Annotated in this window: 14 protein-coding genes and 2 pseudogenes; 9 read left to right on the top strand and 7 right to left on the bottom strand. The window is 63.5% G+C overall.

Annotated elements, in window-relative coordinates; translation table 11 throughout:
- Window positions 1-162 precede the first annotated feature (162 nt).
- Genes dgcB through E3U47_RS04945 form a run of 3 tightly spaced genes read left to right on the top strand, consistent with a single transcriptional unit; the run spans window position 163 to window position 4,128 of the window.
- Complete coding sequence (gene dgcB, locus E3U47_RS04955) at window positions 163-2,115, top strand: dimethylglycine demethylation protein DgcB (RefSeq protein WP_134689898.1); 1,953 nt, start codon at window positions 163-165, stop codon at window positions 2,113-2,115.
- Entirely contained in the window at window positions 2,115-3,347 is a 1,233-nt protein-coding gene (locus tag E3U47_RS04950) for an electron transfer flavoprotein subunit alpha/FixB family protein (RefSeq protein WP_134689897.1), read from the top strand. The genes dgcB and E3U47_RS04950 overlap by 1 nt, the downstream gene beginning before the upstream one ends.
- A gap of 10 nt (window positions 3,348-3,357) precedes the next feature.
- Entirely contained in the window at window positions 3,358-4,128 is a 771-nt protein-coding gene (locus E3U47_RS04945; protein WP_134689896.1) for an electron transfer flavoprotein subunit beta, read from the top strand.
- A gap of 561 nt (window positions 4,129-4,689) precedes the next feature.
- Here the strand turns inward: E3U47_RS04945 and E3U47_RS04940 are convergent.
- On the bottom strand, window positions 4,690-5,145 hold the full coding sequence (locus tag E3U47_RS04940) for a transposase (protein WP_134689895.1): 456 nt from the start codon (window positions 5,143-5,145) through the stop codon (window positions 4,690-4,692).
- 219 nt (window positions 5,146-5,364) lie between these two features.
- Complete coding sequence (gbcA, locus tag E3U47_RS04935) at window positions 5,365-6,657, bottom strand: glycine-betaine demethylase subunit GbcA (RefSeq protein WP_134689894.1); 1,293 nt, start codon at window positions 6,655-6,657, stop codon at window positions 5,365-5,367.
- A 298-nt stretch (window positions 6,658-6,955) separates the two neighbouring features.
- Here gbcA and gbcB point away from each other — a divergent pair, with 298 nt between their 5' ends.
- Window positions 6,956-8,056 (top strand): glycine-betaine demethylase subunit GbcB, encoded by a 1,101-nt coding sequence (gene gbcB / locus E3U47_RS04930; RefSeq protein WP_134689893.1) that lies wholly within the window; start codon window positions 6,956-6,958, stop codon window positions 8,054-8,056.
- Here the strand turns inward: gbcB and E3U47_RS04925 are convergent.
- Together E3U47_RS04925 and E3U47_RS04920 are read right to left on the bottom strand one after the other, a co-directional pair.
- Window positions 8,050-8,901, bottom strand: coding sequence for a nitrilase-related carbon-nitrogen hydrolase (locus tag E3U47_RS04925; protein WP_134689892.1), 852 nt, complete (start codon window positions 8,899-8,901; stop codon window positions 8,050-8,052). The two genes, gbcB and E3U47_RS04925, sit on opposite strands and share 7 nt — an antisense overlap.
- Window positions 8,898-10,310 (bottom strand): cytosine permease, encoded by a 1,413-nt coding sequence (locus tag E3U47_RS04920; protein WP_134689891.1) that lies wholly within the window; start codon window positions 10,308-10,310, stop codon window positions 8,898-8,900. The genes E3U47_RS04925 and E3U47_RS04920 overlap by 4 nt, the downstream gene beginning before the upstream one ends.
- A gap of 182 nt (window positions 10,311-10,492) precedes the next feature.
- Between E3U47_RS04920 and E3U47_RS04915 the strand changes: the two genes are divergently transcribed.
- Window positions 10,493-12,379: an NAD(P)/FAD-dependent oxidoreductase gene (locus E3U47_RS04915; protein WP_134689890.1), complete on the top strand. Its 1,887-nt coding sequence runs from the start codon at window positions 10,493-10,495 to the stop codon at window positions 12,377-12,379.
- On the opposite strand, the gene E3U47_RS25405 is transcribed toward E3U47_RS04915, so the two are convergent.
- On the bottom strand, window positions 12,348-13,211 hold the full coding sequence (locus E3U47_RS25405; protein WP_372239480.1) for a methyl-accepting chemotaxis protein: 864 nt from the start codon (window positions 13,209-13,211) through the stop codon (window positions 12,348-12,350). The genes E3U47_RS04915 and E3U47_RS25405 overlap by 32 nt on opposite strands.
- A pseudogene (locus tag E3U47_RS25400) lies at window positions 13,203-13,958 on the bottom strand (MCP four helix bundle domain-containing protein); the annotation flags it as partial. The gene E3U47_RS25405 and the pseudogene E3U47_RS25400, both read right to left, overlap by 9 nt.
- A 291-nt stretch (window positions 13,959-14,249) precedes the next feature.
- Between E3U47_RS25400 and E3U47_RS04905 the strand changes: the two are divergent.
- The 4 genes and pseudogenes from E3U47_RS04905 (at window position 14,250) to E3U47_RS25390 (ending at window position 16,944) form a co-directional block, all read left to right on the top strand.
- On the top strand, window positions 14,250-14,480 hold the full coding sequence (locus E3U47_RS04905; RefSeq protein WP_134689888.1) for a hypothetical protein: 231 nt from the start codon (window positions 14,250-14,252) through the stop codon (window positions 14,478-14,480).
- Window positions 14,477-14,779, top strand: coding sequence for a cell division protein ZapA (locus tag E3U47_RS04900; RefSeq protein WP_134689887.1), 303 nt, complete (start codon window positions 14,477-14,479; stop codon window positions 14,777-14,779). The genes E3U47_RS04905 and E3U47_RS04900 overlap by 4 nt, the downstream gene beginning before the upstream one ends.
- 62 nt (window positions 14,780-14,841) lie before the next feature.
- Window positions 14,842-16,080, top strand: a pseudogene (locus E3U47_RS25395) (cache domain-containing protein); the annotation flags it as partial.
- A gap of 126 nt (window positions 16,081-16,206) precedes the next feature.
- The gene (locus tag E3U47_RS25390; RefSeq protein WP_372239479.1) at window positions 16,207-16,944 is read left to right on the top strand and encodes a methyl-accepting chemotaxis protein; all 738 of its coding nucleotides are present in this window, start codon (window positions 16,207-16,209) and stop codon (window positions 16,942-16,944) included.
- 68 nt (window positions 16,945-17,012) lie between these two features.
- Here E3U47_RS25390 and E3U47_RS04890 read toward each other — a convergent pair whose 3' ends face one another.
- On the bottom strand, window positions 17,013-18,053 hold the full coding sequence (locus E3U47_RS04890; RefSeq protein ID WP_134689885.1) for a low specificity L-threonine aldolase: 1,041 nt from the start codon (window positions 18,051-18,053) through the stop codon (window positions 17,013-17,015).
- Window positions 18,054-18,134: the final 81 nt, after the last annotated feature.

Here is an 18,134-nt window from a genome sequence, read left to right as displayed (position 1 = left end):
CCTTGTGTCGCGAAAGGGCTGCGTAGCAGCCCCGGCAATTTGTAGCGTTACTCAAATGCTGGGGCCGCTTCGCGACCCTTTCGCGGCACAAGGCCGCTCCTACAGGGGTCCGCGCCCCTCTTGAGAGTGGCGCAAGAATCCAGCTGTTTGTGGGAGCCTCCCATGTTGAACACCCTCTTACCCATCCTGCTGTTCACCGCCCTTGGCCTGGCGGTGCTCGGCGCCCTGCGCCGGGTGCGCATGTGGCGGCGCGGGCGGCCGAGCAAGGTCGATCTGCTTGGCGGCCTGTTGGCCATGCCGCGGCGCTACCTGGTGGATCTGCACCATGTGGTCGAGCGCGACAAGTACATGTCCAAGACACACGTGGCCACCGCCGGCGGCTTCGTGCTCTCGGCCGTGCTGGCGATCCTGGTGCATGGCTTTGGCCTGCACAGCAAGATCCTCGGTTACGCCCTGCTGGTGGCCACGGTGATCATGTTCAGTGGTGCCCTGTTTGTCTTCAAACGCCGGCTGAACCCGCCCTCCCGACTGTCCAAGGGCCCGTGGATGCGCCTGCCCAAGAGCCTGCTGATGTTCGCGGCGAGCTTCTTCATTGCTACCTTGCCGGTGGCGGGGATCCTGCCTGAAGGCACAGGCGGCTGGGTATTGGTCGCACTGCTGGGGATCGGCGTGCTGTGGGGCGTGTCCGAGCTGTTCTTCGGCATGACCTGGGGCGGGCCGATGAAGCACGCCTTCGCCGGTGCCCTGCACCTGGCCTGGCACCGCCGCGCCGAACGCTTTGGCGGTGGCCGTTCCACCGGCCTCAAGCCGCTGGACCTGGAAGACCCCAACGCGCCGTTGGGTGTGGAAAAACCCGTCGATTTCACCTGGAACCAACTGCTCGGTTTCGACGCCTGCGTGCAGTGCGGCAAATGCGAGGCCATGTGCCCGGCGTTCGCCGCTGGCCAGCCGCTGAACCCGAAGAAACTGATCCAGGACATGGTCATCGGCCTTGCCGGTGGCACCGATGCGCGGTTCGCCGGCAGCCCGTACCCGGGCAAGCCGATCGGCGAGCATGGCGGCCACCCGCACCAGCCGATCGTCAACGGCCTGGTGGATGCCGAGACGCTGTGGTCGTGCACCACCTGCCGCGCCTGTGTCGAGGAATGCCCGATGATGATCGAGCACGTCGATGCCATCGTCGACATGCGCCGCCACTTGACCCTGGAAAAAGGCACCACGCCGAACAAGGGCGCCGAGGTGCTGGACAACCTGATCGCAACCGACAACCCCGGCGGTTTCGCCCCCGGCGGGCGGATGAACTGGGCCGCCGACCTCAACCTCAAGCTGCTGGCGCAGGTGAAAACCACCGAGGTGCTGTTCTGGGTGGGCGATGGCGCCTTCGACATGCGCAACCAGCGCACCCTGCGCGCCTTCGTCAAGGTGCTCAAGGCTGCGGGCGTGGACTTCGCCGTGCTCGGCCTGGAAGAGCGCGACAGCGGCGACGTGGCCCGGCGCCTGGGTGACGAAGCGACGTTCCAGCACTTGGCCAAGCGCAATATCCAGACCCTTGCCCAGTACAGGTTCCAGCGCATCGTCACCTGCGACCCGCACAGCTTCCATGTGCTGAAGAACGAATACGGCGCCCTTGGCGGCGAGTACCAGGTGCAGCACCACAGCACCTACATTGCCGAACTGATCGCCGCCGGCAAGCTCAACCTCGGCCAGCACAAGGGCGGCAGCGTCACCTATCACGATCCCTGCTACCTGGGCCGCTACAACGGCGAGTACCAGGCCCCGCGCGACGTGCTCAAGGCCCTCGGTATCGAAGTGCGCGAGATGCAGCGCTCGGGCTTGCGTTCCCGCTGCTGCGGCGGTGGCGGCGGTGCGCCGATCACCGATATCCCCGGCAAGCAGCGTATCCCCGACATGCGCATGGACGATATCCGTGAGACCGAAGCGGAGCTGGTGGCCGTGGGTTGCCCGCAGTGCACGGCAATGCTCGAGGGCGTGGTCGAACCGCGCCCGCAGATCAAGGACCTTGCCGAGCTGGTCGCCGATGTACTGATCGAAGATGAGGCCCCCGCCAGCGCAAAGTCGCAGGCGGCCAAACGTGAACCTGCGGAGGTGCACTGATGAGCGACATCATCCGCCGCGACCCACGCGCCGAGTGGATCGCCCGTAACCGCCTGCACCCGCTGCATGCGGCGATGCAGACGCAACAGACGAGCTGGATGGGCCCCAACGGCCTGATGCGCAAGAACCCCCATGCCATTGCTGCTGGCTTCATCGGCCCCAACGGCCTCAAGCGTATCGATCGCAGTGGCGCACAGCAGGGCACTGGTGTGGGTGGGCGGCGCACAGCAGCCACCCAGGTGCAGCTGCCGCTGCACCAGGTTGCCGCGCCCGCGTTCTATATCGCCGTGGTCCCGGACATGGTCGGTGGCCGCCTCGGTAGCCACGACCGCGACCTGCTCGGTCTGGCCCACAGCCTGGCCGGCAACGACGGCGCGGTGCTGGCCGTGGTGTTCGGTGAACACAAGGAAAGCAACTTTTCCACAGCCGGCGTTGACCGCCTGCTGGTCATCGAGGGCGAGGCCTTCGAAGGTTATGCACCGGAGCAACTGGTCCAGGGCCTACGGGCTGTGGATAACCAGTTCGCGCCGCGCCACTGGCTGCTGCCCGACAGCCGCACCGGTGGCGGTGAATTGGGCCGGCGCTTCGGCGCAGCCGTGGGTGAACGCCCTGCGACGCGGGTATGGCAAGTCAAGGATGGCCAGTGCATCGGCCGTGCCGGCGCCGGTCAGCAGGATATCCAGCGCGACATGCCGCGGTTGATCCTGGCCGCTGCCGAATGTGCGGAGCCTGTGAGCGAAACCCGCCACGAAGCCCTGCCCGTGGAGTTGTCCACAGGCGTGGCGCGCAGCCTGTCGCGCATCGAAGACCTCGGCTCGGTAGCCGTGGACCCGGCCGCCATCGCCATGGCCGAGGCCGAGTTCATTGTTTCCGGCGGCAACGGCGTCAAGGACTGGGACCTGTACCACAAGGCCACCAAGGCCCTCGGCGCCACCGAAGGGGCCTCGCGGGTGGCGGTGGACGACGGCTTCATGCCGCGCAACCGCCAGGTCGGCGCCACCGGCACCTGGGTCACGGCGCGGGTCTATGTGGCTGTGGGTATCTCCGGCGCCATCCAGCACCTGCAAGGCATCGGCGCCTGCGACAAGGTGGTGGCGATCAACATGGACCCAGGCTGCGACATGATCAAACGGGCCGACCTGTCGGTGATTGGCGACAGCTCGGCGATTCTCCAGGCACTGATCGAGGCTGTGGACAACTTCCGCAGCGGCGGCCAGCGCGACGCGGCATAGGGGCGCGAGCATGAGTACGAAAGTCATCAGCCTGGTTTCCATAGGCGCCCACCCCAGCTCCGGTCGTGCGCGCCGAGCCGAGCAGGATGCCCGGGCGGTGGAACTGGGCTTGCAGCTGGCTGGGGATAACTTGCAGGTGGTGCATGCCGGCGACCCGCGTGAGGAGGCGCTGCGTGGTTACCTGGGGATGGGCCTGGCGCACCTCGATGTGCTCGAGCAGCCCGCTGGCGCCGATGTGCTGGGCGTGCTCGGCGACTACCTGCGCGATGCCGGGGCCCAGCTGGTGCTGGCCGGCAGCCAGGCCGAGACGGGCGAGGGCTCGGGCATGCTGCCGTTCCTGTTGGCCGAGAAGCTCGGCTGGCCGCTGGTGGTGGGCTTGGCTGAGGTGGAATCCATCGAAAATGGCACTGCCCAGGTCTTGCAGGCCTTGCCACGGGGGCAGCGTCGCCGACTGAAAGTGCGCTTGCCGTTGCTGGCCACTGTGGATAACGCCGCGCCCAAGCCTCGGCAAAGCGCGTTTGGCCCGGCGCGCCGGGGTGTGCTGGCGGCGCGCAGCGTGGTGGTGGTGGACGACCCGATATTGGCCGAGGAGGCCTTGCAACCGGCGCGTCCCCGGCCCAAGCGGCTGAAGGTGATCAAGGCCAAGAGTGGTGCCGACCGCATGAAGGCGGCGACGGCGAAGGCCAGCGGCGGCGGTGGCAAGGTGCTCAAGGATGTTTCTCCACAGGAAGGTGCCGAGGCAATCCTCAAGCTGCTGGTGGAAGAGAGCGTGTTGCGCTGAGCGGTTTTACCCAAAAACTGTTGGCCTCTCTGTGGATAAAGTGTTTGTCTGTTGATGCAGCCCTTTATTTACGGGGGCTGTGAAAGATTGATCAATTTTTATTCAATAGTAGCCACGGCTTTGTCCGTGGCTTTTTATTTTGTCTGGTGGTGGGGTACTCACATTACTCACAATCGCTGTTGGTCGCTCTGTGGATAATATGTTCGGTTAGTTCTGCAGCCTTTGATTTATATGGGCTGCGTGGATTTGATCAAAAATTGAACAATAGCTTTGGTTTTTGCTTAAAGTCGCTGATTTACGGGCGCTTTGGGGTTTATCCACAGTTCTGGGCAATGCAGCAGAACTTTCGTTCACAAAGTCTGTTGGCGACCCTGTGGAAAAGGTGTTCGGATACCCTCCCAGGCCTTTGAATCAGAGGGTTACGCAAGTTTGGTCAATATTTGATCACTGGCCCTGGACAACAGTTTCCACAATTGCTGTTGGCGGGTCTGTGGATAAAGTGTTTGTGCATGGCGCGCGGCCTTGCAGCTTGCGGGCTGCACACGTTTGATCGTTTTTTGATCAAAGCCACATGGCATCCCAGTGAGGGTAGTGGCGCAGGGTTGTGACGAGTCCGGCGCGCAGTGGGTTGGCGACGATGTAGCGGGCGGTGGCGCGCAGGTCTTGATCCTTGCGCAGGGCATGGTCGTGGAAGTTCTTTTGCCACAGGCGGCCTTGGCGGGAGGCTATGCGGTTTACTCGCTGCGTGCTTCTGGATTTGACCTTGCGCATAAGCTCGGAAAGGTCGGTGTCTCGCAGTTCGATCAACCAGTGGAAGTGATCGGGCATCACAACCCAGCAGAGGCTATGCGCCCATTGTTGCTCGTGGGCGAAGCGCAGTTCGGTGATGAGTGCGCGGGCGAGGCGCAGTTCCAGAAAAATGGGTTGTCTGTGCAGTACCACGCTGGTGACGATGTAGCGACGTCCAGTTTCAGAGTAGCGTCCGGTACGCAGCCGGTGAGCATGTGCGATTCGCATGGTGGACCTCCCTGGTACCAGGACAAGTCTAGGTGGCGAGCACATTTAGGCGTGGGTGCTATCGAGGCAGGATGTAACAACAGCGGGCGTTCGCCAGCAAGCTGGCTCCTACGGGCAATGCGCAAACCCGTAGGAGCCGGCTTGCCGGCGAACCAACCCATCAGGAGGCAGGAGGTTCGCCAGCAAGCTGGCTCCTACGGGATTGGGAGTGTTAGCGGACTACTGCGCCTTGATCTCCTTGAGATAAGCCGCCGGCTCCGCGCCAAGGTTGTTCAGCAACCGCTGGCTGTACCAATCGATGAAATTCACCACGCCGAACTCGTAAGTTTTCGAATAAGGCCCTGGCTGGTACGCCGTGGAATTGATCCCGCGCTGGTTCTCCTCGGCCAGGCGGCGGTCCTGGTCGTTGGTCGCGTCCCACACCTTGCGCATTTCTTCAGGGTTGTAATCCACCCCCTCCACCGCATCCTTGTGCACCAGCCACTTGGTGGTGACCATGGTCTCCTGCGCGCTGATCGGCCACACGGTGAACACGATCATGTGGTCGCCCATGCAATGGTTCCACGAATGCGGCAGGTGCAGGATGCGCATCGAGCCCAGGTCCGGGTTCTTGATCCGGCCCATCAGCTTCTTGCATGCCACCTTGCCGTCCATGGTCATCGACACGGTGCCCTTGAGCAGCGGCATGCGCACGATGCGGTTACGCAAGCCATGGCTCTTGTGCAGGTAGGGAATCTTCTCGGCTTCCCAGGCCGCGGCCGAGGCGGCGACGTGGTCCTTGAATTCCTGGCTGGCGCGCGGGTCGTTGGTGTCGTCCCATTCCAGCAGGGTCTTGAGCAATTCCGGGTGCGAGCCGTTGCAGTGGTAGCACTCGCGGTTGTTCTCCAGCACCAGTTTCCAGTTGGCCTTTTCCATCAAGGTGGTCTGCACCGCCACCTTGGTGTTCTCCATGTCGTACGGCTCCATGTAGTGGTCCAGGGTGGCGAGGAACTCGTCGATGGCCGGCGGGTTCTCGGCCAGGCTGATGAAGATGTAGCCACCAGCCACCTTCACGTTCACCGGTTTCAGGCCGTACTGGTTCATGTCGAAGTCGACGCCCATCTCGGTGCCGGCGAACAGCAGGCGGCCGTCGAGCTCGTAGGTCCACTGGTGGTAGGGGCAGACCAGCTTGGCCACCTTGCCCTTTTCGCTGACGCAAAGGCGCGAGCCGCGGTGGCGGCAGACGTTGTGGAAGGCATGCACTTTGCCCTCGGCGCCACGCACCACGATGATCGGATTCTTGCCGATCTGCAGGGTGATGTAGTTGCCCTTGGCCGGGATCTCGCACACCAGGCCTGCGATCAGCCATTCCTTGTGGAAGATCTCCTGCAGGTCGATCTGGAACAGGCGCTCGTCGCAATAGAACGGCTGCGGCAGCGAGTAGGTACGCTCGCGGGTCTGCAGCATCTCGGCTGTGGCCTTGCGTGCAGGTTCCAGTGGATCGCCCAGGCTCAGGGTTGCGGTGACGTCCATCGTGTGGTCCTCGGGGCCGCATGCGGCCAGCAAAAGGTGGCTAATCGTTGTTGTTGTGCCGCAAGGCTGTCTGCTTTTGGAATCAGCAGTTGGTTTTGCCGAGGAGTGTGCGTTCGAGCACTGAAACGACCATGTCCATGGGCGACATGGCCGAATCGAATTCCGACGCGCCAGCCCCTGTAGTGCGGGGCTGGTCGCGATAAGCACGCCGATGTCGCGGATGGGAATGTACGGCGGCGGCGGGATGCGCATTATCGGAGCCATAAGAAAGGCCGACAGTCGGCTGCTGGAGATGAACATGTCCGATACCTTCCTCAATCCGGTCACCACCCAGACCTGGACCAATGGCCGCCATATCGTGCGCTGCGTCAAGGTCATCCAGGAGACCTGGGACGTGCGCACCTTCTGCTTCATGGCCGACCAACCGATCATGTTCTTCTTCAAACCGGGGCAGTTCGTCACCCTGGAGCTGGAGATCGAAGGCCGGCCGGTGATGCGTTCGTACACCATCTCCAGCTCGCCGTCGGTGCCCTACAGCTTCTCGATCACGGTCAAGCGGGTGCCGGGCGGGCTGGTGTCGAACTTCCTCCACGACACCATGCACGAAGGCGCCGAGCTGCCGGTGCACGGGCCAGTGGGGCTGTTCAATGCCATCGATTTCCCGGCGGGCAAGGTGCTGTACCTGTCCGGTGGCGTCGGTATCACCCCGGTGATGTCCATGGCGCGCTGGTTCTACGACACCAATGCCAACGTCGACATGGTGTTCGTGCACAGCGCGCGCTCGCCGAAAGACATCATCTTCCACCGCGAGCTGGAGCAGATGGCCTCGCGCATCCCCAACTTCAGCCTGCACATCGTCTGCGAGAAGCACGGCCTGGGCGAGCCATGGGCGGGGTATCGCGGTTACCTCAACCAACGCCTGATGGAGTTGATCGCGCCGGACTACATGGAGCGAGTGATCTTCTGCTGTGGCCCTACGCCCTATATGAACGCGGTCAAGCGCATGCTCGAGGCGGTCGGCTTCGACATGAGGAACTACCACGAGGAGTCGTTCGGCGCTACGCCGCCGGAGGCCAAGGCCGACGCGGTGGAACACGCCGAAGCGGCGGCCGATGCGCCGGAACTGGACGTGGCCGACCTCAACCTGGTGGAGTTCGTCGGCAGCGACAAGAGCATTCGCGTGGCCCCGGGCGAGACCGTGCATGCGGCGGCGGCCAAGGTCGGGCTGATGATTCCCAAGGCTTGCGGCATGGGCATCTGCGGCACCTGCAAGGTGCTCAAGCTCGGTGGCGAGGTGCAGATGGAGCACAACGGCGGGATCACCGAGGAGGATGAGGCCGAGGGCTACATCCTGTCGTGCTGCAGCGTGCCGAAGGGCGATGTGCGCATCGACTATTGAGCGCAGGGCACTGCTCGGAGCAGGCCGTGGTAGAGCTGCGGGCGACGGTCATGCAGTACATGATTGTGCGAGCTGATGCGTTTCTCATCGGCCTCTTCCAGGGCGATGTCGGCCAGTAATAACTGGGGGTGATCGAGGGTTTCGCCACCAGCGAGCAGGTAGCCGTTGGCATCCACCAGCGAAGAGCCGCCCACCCAGCGAACCCCACGCTCCTCGCCGCTGCGATCGCAGGCCAGCATGAACAGGCGGTTGAGCGAGGCATTGGCCTGGACCCGAGTCACCTCCGCAGGCCGTTGTCCGCGGGGGCGAGGCCCATCAGGCCAGTTGACTGGCGCGCACAGCAGTTGGGCCCCGGAAAGTGCGACCAGGCGTACCCATTCGGGGAATTCCAGGTCGTAGCAGATCATCATCGCGACCCGACCGATGGCGGTGGTGATAACCGGTGGAGGCTGGTCGCCGGGAGTGAAGATCAGGGTCTCGCGATCCCACAGATGGGCCTTGCGGTAGAAGGTGCGCCGTCCGTCTGGCTCGATCAGCACCGAACTGTTGGCCACTGCACCGTCGGCCAGGCGCTCACAGAACCCCCCAACCACGATCACGTCATGCCGGCATGCCCGCTCGGCCCAGGCGGCCAAGGCCGGACCATCACGTTCCTCGGCGAGTTCGTAGGCCTCTGCCCGATCACGGAATGCATAGCCACTGAGGGCCAGTTCCGGCAGTACCACCAATCGCGCCCCGGCATGCGCAGCTTCGCTGATCGCCGCCAGGGAACGCGCCAGGTTTCGCTCGGATTGGCCGAGTTCGGGAGCCAGTTGCTGGCAGGCCACGCGCTGGATGCTGTTCATGACTGGTTTTCCTTGGCCCACAGTACGGTTTCACGCTGATGGTCGCGTTGGCGTGTCAGGTAGAAATAGAGCAGGGCTGCCACGGCGAACCCGGTCGGCGCGGCCAGGTCCACCCCACCCAACACAGTGACCATCCAGCCGCTGTAGTCACCGATGCTGGCCAATGGCAGCATGGCCAGCAGGGCCCCGGCATAAGCCAGTATTCCGGGCAGCGCCCAGCGTCCGTAGATGCCTTGGGTATCGAACAGGTCGGCAATCACATAACGTCCTTTGCGCAGCAGGTAGAAGTCGGTGAGGTTGATCGCGCTCCAGGGCAGCAGGAAGTACAGCATCATCTGCAGGAACAGGCTGAAGCTTTCCAGATACCCTTCAGGAAGGCCGATGGCGATCAGATAGACCGCCAGCCCGACCAGGCCGATTCCGCCGATGCGCGCCCCCGAGCCAGGACGCAAGGGGCGGAATGCAGTCAGGGCGCTGGCACCGGTGAGCATGGCGCCATAGCAGTTGACGGCCATGATGCCGACCAGCGCCGGTACTGCCAGCAGCACCGCCAAGCTGCCGAAACCCGGGTATATTAGGTCGCCCAGTTGCGTTACATAACTGATCGGGCCGTTGCCCGGCAGTGCGGAGCTCGCCAGGGCGCCCAGCGACATGAGCCAGATGGCCGATGTGGCTGCGCCCAGGTAGGTCCAACCGATGACTCGGCGGGCGGGCGTGTCGCTGGGCAAGTAGCGCGAGTAATCGGAAACGTAGACGGCATAGCTGACCTGATAGGCGGCAGCGGCCGACATCTGAGCGATGAATACCGCCCAGGAGAACGGCTGCAAGGGCTGCACACTGTCGAGCTCAAGGGTATTCAGAGCGCTGATGCTGAGCAGGCCGAACACGCCGATCAGCAGATAGGTCAGCCACCGCTGTACGGTGTGCAGCAGGTCGTGACCGACGATCGCGATGAACATCGCCACCCCCAGGAACAACCCCTGCCACAACATGCTAGGGCCTCCCACTACAGGGCTTAGCGCTTGGCTGGCCAGTGTCAGGTTGAACACGTTGAAACCGATATAGACACAGACCACCACCGCAAATGGCAGGACCGCGCCGCGAATGCCGAACTGGGCCCGTGACTGGATCATCTGGGCCAGCCCCAGGCGCGGGCCCTGGTTGGCGTGCAAGGCCATGCACAGGGTACCGAGGGCGACCCCGAGAACGATCGCGAGGATCGCGTGCAGTGCGGCAAGGCCGCTGGCTGGGCCGATGAACCCGGTCGCCATGGTCGTGAGCACGAAGTTGCCGGTGAACCAGAAAGGCCCCAGTTGCCAGGCCTGTCCATGACGTTCCTCGTGAGGGACCTGCTCGATACTGCGGGTTTCGACTTCAAGACGCTTGTTGTCGGGTTTTGCGCAAGGCATGGCAGCTCCAGGTGACTTGAATATTTGCCTTGGATGACAGTCCGGGACATTGGAAAAAGCTGTCAACTGGTACTTTTGTCAGTGTTGGGGAGCGAATTAATAGCCCAATATGAAGAAAATGTGCGTAGGTGTTTTCTTAAAGGGCTTGGGAAAAACTGACTATTTGCTGAGGAATAATCCATATGGCCGCCACCCCCAATAGGATGCGACGCAACTTGCTGGCCCGTGCCAGTGCTGTCAGTGCATTGGTTCCGGACTTCCCGTTCGACTATGCCGCTTACTTGGCCAGCAAGGGGAAAAGCCCCTTGGGCAGTGTGACGGCGGAACACCTGGGCCAGCCTGTACTGGTGGTCGGTGCCGGTGTAGCGGGGCTGGTGGCGGGTTATGAATGCATGCGCATGGGCCTGCGACCAGTTGTGGTCGACGCCAGTGGGCGGGTCGGTGGTCGCATGTTCTCGACGGCGCTGGGGAACACCCCGTTCGAGCGAGGCGCGATGCGTTTTCCGGTGTCCGGCAGAACATTGATGCACTATTTTGCAAAAGTACGCATGCGTGAAAACAGTGAAGACTTCCCCAACCCAGGCAGTGTCGCCGCAGTAAGTACAGTGGTCGACTACGAGGGCGTCAAGTACTACTTCGAAGGGGATGAGGGCAAGTTTGCGCGGCCTGAAAAGTTTAAAGCCATCGAGGACCGCTTCTTTGGAGAGTTCCTCGAGCAACAGCCGATTCTGTTTTCGCAAATGGAACGGGCCATGTCCGACGGAAGTGTCGATACAGGCCGTATAAAAACTATCTGGAACACCATTTTGGCCCACGGCTGGGACAACTTGAGTTTCCATGCCGCGATGGTCGAGCAGGCCCGCTGGCCTGCATCGGATATCAACCTGTTCGGCCAGATCGGTTTCGGCACCGGTGGGTGGAACACAGATTTCCCCAACAGTTTTCTGGAAGTCTTGCGAGTGTTGTACACCGGCCTGGATGTATCGCACCAACTGATGCGCGATGGCGCCGAGCAATTGCCGCAGCGGTTGTGGACCCAGAGTGCGGCCAGTTTTGGCGATCAACAAGTGTATTGGCAAGCCGAGGCTACTGTAGAGACGCTGACCCGGGACGCGTTGCCGGGCCACGACCCGTTACGTCAGCAAGTGAGCCTGGTCAGCCGCCTGGATGATGGCCATTTCGAGGTCAGCCTGCGCGACCTGGATACCCAGCAGGACTACACTCAGCGGTTTGCCGCGGTGGTCTACACGCCGCACGTGCGTCTTCTCGACAAGTTCCGCTATCGCCATGCCGCGCCCGAACGGCCACTGCTCAGTCAGAAGCAATGGGAAGCGGTGATGTACACCCATTACATGCAGTCGACCAAAGTCTTCGCGGCAACCAAGGATGCGTTTTGGAAGCAGCGGGACGAGCAAGGCCGTCAGTTGATGAGTATCACGCTTTCCGACCGCCTGACGCGTGGTACCTACCTGGTGGACTACTCGGCCAGCCACGGCCCCTACAAAGGCTCTGGCCTGCTTCTTTCGTATACCTGGAACGATGACAGCCTCAAGCTGCTGGCTGGGCAGCCAGACATGTCAAACGGCGCGTTGTGTACAACGTTGCTCGAGCAGATCTACCCAGGGCTGGGCTTGCGTGGGCGCCTGGAGGGCAGCGACCCTTTCGCGCAGATCCATTGGGAGGGCGAGCCCTTTTATCTGGGCGCTTTCAAGATGAACCTGCCGGGACAGTACGAATATCAGAGGTTGCTGTTCAGCCAGTTCCATGATGGCGGCAACGGCGTTGTCGACGATGGTTTCATCCTGGCCGGTGACGATGTGTCCTGGACTGGCGGCTGGGCCGAAGGCGCGGTAACGACCGCGTTGAACGCAGTGGACAAGCTGGCCAAGAAATTCAACGACGGCTCGGTTGTGGAAGGTGGGCCGCTCTCGCAATGGCAGCATCTAAAGCCCGTGGCCCTGGCTGACTTGCCGCCGCTTCCACAGCCAAAATGGAACCGGTTCATCGGGTGGTTGATGAACCGGCTTTGCCCAGGCCTTAAACGCGGAAGCGGGAGACCAGGCCACTGAGATCCACCGCCAGGCGCGACAGCTCGGCGCTCGCCGCGCTGGTCTGGTGCGCGCCGGTGGCGCTCTGCACCGACAGGTCGTTGATGTTCACCAGGTTGCGGTCCACCTCGCGGGCCACCTGGGCCTGCTCCTCGGCGGCGCTGGCGATCACCAGGTTGCGTTCGTTGATCTGCGCCACCGCGCCGGCGATGGTGTCCAGCGCCAGGCCCGCGCCACGGGCAATGTTCAGGGTCGATTCAGCGCGTTCGGTGCTGGTGCGCATCGAGTCCACGGCCTGCTCGGTGCCGCCCTGGATGCTGCCGATCATCCGCTCGATCTCGCTGGTGGACTGCTGGGTGCGGTGGGCCAGGGCCCGTACTTCATCGGCGACCACGGCGAAGCCACGGCCGGCTTCACCGGCGCGGGCGGCCTCGATGGCGGCGTTGAGCGCCAGCAGGTTGGTCTGGTCGGCCAGGCCGCGGATCACGTCCAGCACCTTGCCAATGTCACGGGACTGCTCGGCCAGTTGGCTGATCAGCTTGGCGGTGGCCTGCACGTCGCCGCTCATGCGCTCGATGGCGCCCACGGTCTCCATCACCAGGTCGCGGCCATCGCCGGCCGAGCGGCTGGCCTCGCCGGAGGCCTCGGAGGTGCTCACGGCATTGCGCGCCACTTCTTCCACGGCGCTGGTCATCTCGGTGACGGCGGTGGCGGCCTGCTCGATCTCGTTGTTCTGTTGCTGCAGGCCACGGGCGCTTTCGTCGGTGACGCTGTTCAGCTCCTCGGCGGCGGAGGCCAGCTGGGTGGCGGAGCCGGCGATCAGCTGCAGGGTGTCGCGCAGCTTGTCCTGCATCTTGGCCATGGCCTGCAGCAGGCGCGCGGCTTCGTCGGTGCCATCGGGGCGGATGGTATGGGTGAGGTCGCCTTCGGCGATCTGCTCGGCGGCCTTGAGTGCTTCCTCGATGGGCTTGACGATGCTGCGGGTCAGCAGGAAGGCGAACAGCAGGGTCAGCACGGTGGCGGCGACCAGCAGGCCGATCACCAGGGCAAAGGCGCCGGCATACTGGCTGGCGGCGGCGGCGTTGGTGTCGGCGGTCTGGTCGGTGTTGATGCGCACCAGGGTATCCATCACCTTGTTGATCTGCTCGGAGTTGGCCGGCAGGTCGCTGTTGAGCAGGTCGCGCAGGGCGTCCAGGTCGCCGGCCTGGCTCAGGCTGCGCATGCGCGCCTCGAGCTGGCGGTATTGATTGAGCAACTGGCCATACTGGTCGAACGCGGCCTTCTCGTCGGCGGCGGTGACCAGCGGCTCATAGACCTGGCGGGCCTTGTCGATCTGCGCATTGCGCTGGTCGAGCAGGCGCAGGGTCTCCTGCTGGGTGGCCGGTTCGCGGTTGAGCAGCAGGCGGTAGGAGAGGGTGCGCAGGCGCAGGTTCAGCGCGGTCAGCTCGTCGAGGGTCTTGATGCTGGGCACGCTGACTTCCTCGATGGTCACGCCAGCCTGGCGGATGTTGCCCATCTGGATCAGCGAGAAGATACCCAAGCCGAGCATCAGCACGCCGATCACGGCGAAACCGAGCAACGCGCGGGGCGCGATATTCATATTGCGTAGGGACATGGAGGCGGTTTCCAAGGCAGATGAGGTGCCGCGATCCATGCGACGAAGAGTGACCTGCCGAGCTATCGGTCGTGACCGCCGAGTCTTGAGGCCGAAATGATGAAACTGTGAGCCAGCTATCTATTTTCCTGACCAGCGGTTGATCCAGGTCGGAACAAGGCAGGGGTTGGCCTGTCAACCTGACCGGGTAAACACTTCCTGAATCCTATATTTAATGGCGGGGGCGCAGGTTTTTCCTTATCGTGTGCGCCCTCTGCAACAACCCGAGATAGACGCATGTTGGAAACTTCCCTGAATCAACTCGAGCAACTGGTCAGCGACCTGATGCATAAAAACGCCCAGCTGAGCGAACAGAACACCAGCCTCAGCCAGGAATTGGCCCAGGCCAAGGAAGAGAACGACAGCCTGCAGTTGTCCCTGATGGAACAGGAAGAGAAGCACGGCGCCACCGCCGCCCGCATCCAGGCCCTGGTCGAGCGCGCCAGCGCGGGTGTCGTGAACGCATGAGACTGCAAGCGCAGCCGGTCAACGTCGTGTCGATCCTGGGCAACGACTATTCGCTCAAGGCGCCTGAAGGCCAGGAGGAAACGCTCTCCCAGGCCGTGCGCATGCTCAACGTCGCCCTGGCCGAAACCAAGCGCAACTACCCGACCCTGATCGGCGACAAGCTGCTGGTGCTGGCGGCCCTGAACCTGTGCTCCAAGCAGATCGAACTGCAGCGCGAGCACGCCCAGACCCTCGAGCGCACCCAGGCGCAGATCGACGCCACGGTCGATGCCATCAGCAAGGCCGTCTCCGACGTCTGACGCGCCTGCGCGCGGCTAAACCATAGGAGCCAGCCTTGCTGGCGAATCAGGCACCGTGCTGGATGGCACCGGCCGCGCCGGTGTTCGCCGGCAAGCCGGCTCCTACGCTGTTTTCGGCCTGCCCGCTGGAGCGCTATGCGTGCCAGGCCTTGTCGCGGATCACTGGAACAACTGGATACTTAAGTGTATACACTTCCCGAAAAACAATAATTATCGGGGAGTGGCATATGCGCATCTGGCGGCGAAGCATCCAGTGGCAATTGATCGCGAGCATGGGCGCAGCCCTGCTGGCGAGCATCCTGGTGGTGGTGGCGATCTACACGGTGGCGCTCAACCGCCTCACCGAGCGCTACCTGGTCGACACGGCGCTGCCGGCCAGCATCGAAGCCATCCGCAACGATATCGAGCGCATGCTTGGCCGCCCGTTGGTGGCAGCCGCGGACATCGCCGGCAACACCCTGCTGCGCGACTGGCTGGCTGCCGGTGAAGATTCCGCCGCGCTGCCGGCGTTCATCGAGTACCTCGACGCCGCCAAGCAGCGCAACCACGCCTTTACCACCCTGTTCGCCTCTACGGTGAGCGGCAACTACTACAACGAAAAAGGCCTGGACCGCACCCTCAGCCGTGCCAACCCCAAGGACAACTGGTTCTACGGCTACATCGACAGCGGCGCCGACCGCATGTTGAACATCGACATCGATGGCTCCACGGGGGAGCTGGCGCTGTTCATCGACTATCGCGTGGAAAAGGCCGGCCAGCTGGTGGGCGTGGCAGGCATGGGCCTGCGCATGACCGAACTGTCCAAGCTGATCCACGACTTCAGCTTCGGCGAGCACGGCAAGGTGTTCCTGGTGCGCAACGACGGGCTGATCCAGGTCCATCCCGACCAGCAGTTCAGTGGTAAGCGTCAACTTGCCGAGCAACTGGACGTCGAGGCGGCGAAGGCTGTGCTGGTGGGCGGCGAGGGCCTGCGCAGCAGCCGTTTCCAACGTGATGGTGAGGACTACCTGGCGTTGGGCTTGCCCTTGCGTGACCTGAACTGGACGCTGGTGGCCGAAGTGCCGGAAGCCGAAATCTACGCCCAGGCGCGCCAGGCCATCTGGCAGACCTGCCTGATTGGCGGCGGCGTGGCGCTGATCTCGTTGTTGCTGGTGGTGCTGCTGGCGCGCGGGTTGGTGCGGCCGATCCGCCAGGTCACGGCGGCGCTGGTGCAGATCGGTAGTGGTGCGGGCGACCTCAGCCACCGTCTGGACGATGCGCGCCAGGACGAACTGGGCGATCTGGCCCGGGGCTTCAACCGTTTTCTCGACAGCCAGCGCGGTCTGATCGGCGAGGTGCTGCGCACCACCGAACGCCTGCACCAATCGGTGGAACAGGTGACCCAGGTGGTGGACAACACCGCCGAGCGCTCGGGCCGCCAGCAGGAAATGACCGAGATGGTCGCCACCGCCGTGCACGAGATGGGCCTGACCGTGCAGGATATCGCCCAGAACGCCGGCTCCGCCGCCCACGCCTCGCAATCGGCGCGGGATGAGGCGCTGCAGGCGCGGGAGGTGGTGCGCCGCTCCATCCACAACATCGAGGGCATGTCCGGGGAGATTGGGCGCGCCGCCGAGGCCGTGACCCAGCTGGCCGACGAGGTTGCCTCGATCGATGAAGTGCTGGCGGTGATCCGCAGCATCTCCGAGCAGACCAACCTGCTGGCGCTCAACGCCGCCATCGAGGCAGCGCGGGCCGGTGAGATGGGCCGGGGCTTCGCGGTTGTCGCCGATGAAGTACGCACCTTGGCGCGACGCACCCAGGTGTCCACCGACGAAGTGCAACAGATGATCCAGCGTCTCAAGCACGGCGCCGGCATGGCGGTGGCTTCGATGCAGGCCGGGCGCGAAGCAACGGGCAGCGGGGTCGAGTCGAGTCAGCGTACCGGTACGTCGCTCGGTGCGATCACCGATCAGGTCGAGCGCATCAGCGGCATGAACGAGCAGGTGGCCACGGCCACCGAGGAGCAGTCGGCGGTGACCGAGGAGATCAACCGGACGGTCCAGGGCATTTCCGACCTGGCGCGGCAGACGGCCGCCGAGGTGCAGGATTGCCGCGAGGAGTGCCAGGCGCTGCGTGGTTTGGCCGATGACCTGGCGCGGCAGATGGGTGGGTTCAGGCTCTAGATCGCTTCGCCGGCAAGCCGGCTCCTACAAGGGTCCCGTAGGAGCGGCTTGCCGGCGAATGCCATCGGTCAGGCGCCGAAGATCGCGCGGATATCCTTCGCCAGTTCGCGCACTCGCGCTTGCTCCGTATCCCACGAGCACATGAACCGCGCGCCGCCGCTGCCGATGAAGGTATAGAAGCGCCAGCCCTTGTTGCGCAGCGCCTCCAGCGCATGCTCCGGCATCTGCAGGAACACCCCGTTGGCCTCCACCGGGAACATCAGCTCCACTCCCGGCAGGTCACTCACCAGCGACGCCAGCAATTGCGCGCAGTGGTTGGCATGCTGGCCATGGCGCAACCAGGCGCCATCTTCCAGCAGCCCGACCCACGGCGCCGAAAGGAAGCGCATCTTCGACGCCAGTTGCCCGGCCTGCTTGCAGCGGTAGTCGAAGTCTTCGGCCAGCTGGCGGTTGAAGAACAGGATCGCCTCGCCCACCGCCATGCCGTTCTTGGTACCGCCGAAGCACAGCACATCGACGCCCGCTTTCCAGGTCAGATCCGCCGGGCTGCAACCCAGGAACGCACAGGCATTGCTGAAGCGCGCGCCATCCATGTGCAGGTTCAGGCCCAGCTCCTTGCAGGTGGCGCTGATCGCCTTGAGCTCGTCGGGGCGGTACACGCTGCCCACTTCAGTGGCCTGGGTGAGGGTCACCACGCGCGGCTTGGGGTAGTGGATGTCCTGGCGCTTGAGCGCCACTTCGCGGATCGATTCGGGGGTGAGCTTGCCGTTGACGCTCGGCGCGGTCAGCAGCTTGGAGCCGTTGGAGAAGAACTCCGGCGCGCCGCATTCGTCGGTCTCGACGTGGGCGGTCTCGGAGCAGATCACGCTGTGGTAGCTCTGGCACAGCGAGGCCAGGGCCAGGGAGTTGGCGGCGGTGCCGTTGAAGGCGAAGAACACTTCGCAGTCGGTCTCGAACAGCTTGCGGAAGTATTCGGCGGCGCGTTCGGTCCACTGGTCGTCGCCGTAGGCGCGTTCGTGGCCCTGGTTGGCTTTTTCCATTGCGGCCCAGGCTTCGGGGCAAATACCGGAATAATTGTCGCTGGCGAATTGCTGGTTGTTGTTGGTCATGACGCCCTGTCCTTTTTACGACGCAGGCACGCACTCTAAACCATCGATTCAGCGGTTGCCTATACAGGCCACGATGCTTAC

It is taken from the genome of Pseudomonas sp. RIT623, from assembly GCF_004519305.1.
GTDB lineage: Bacteria > Pseudomonadota > Gammaproteobacteria > Pseudomonadales > Pseudomonadaceae > Aquipseudomonas.
This window is presented reverse-complemented; position numbering and strand designations above follow the sequence as displayed.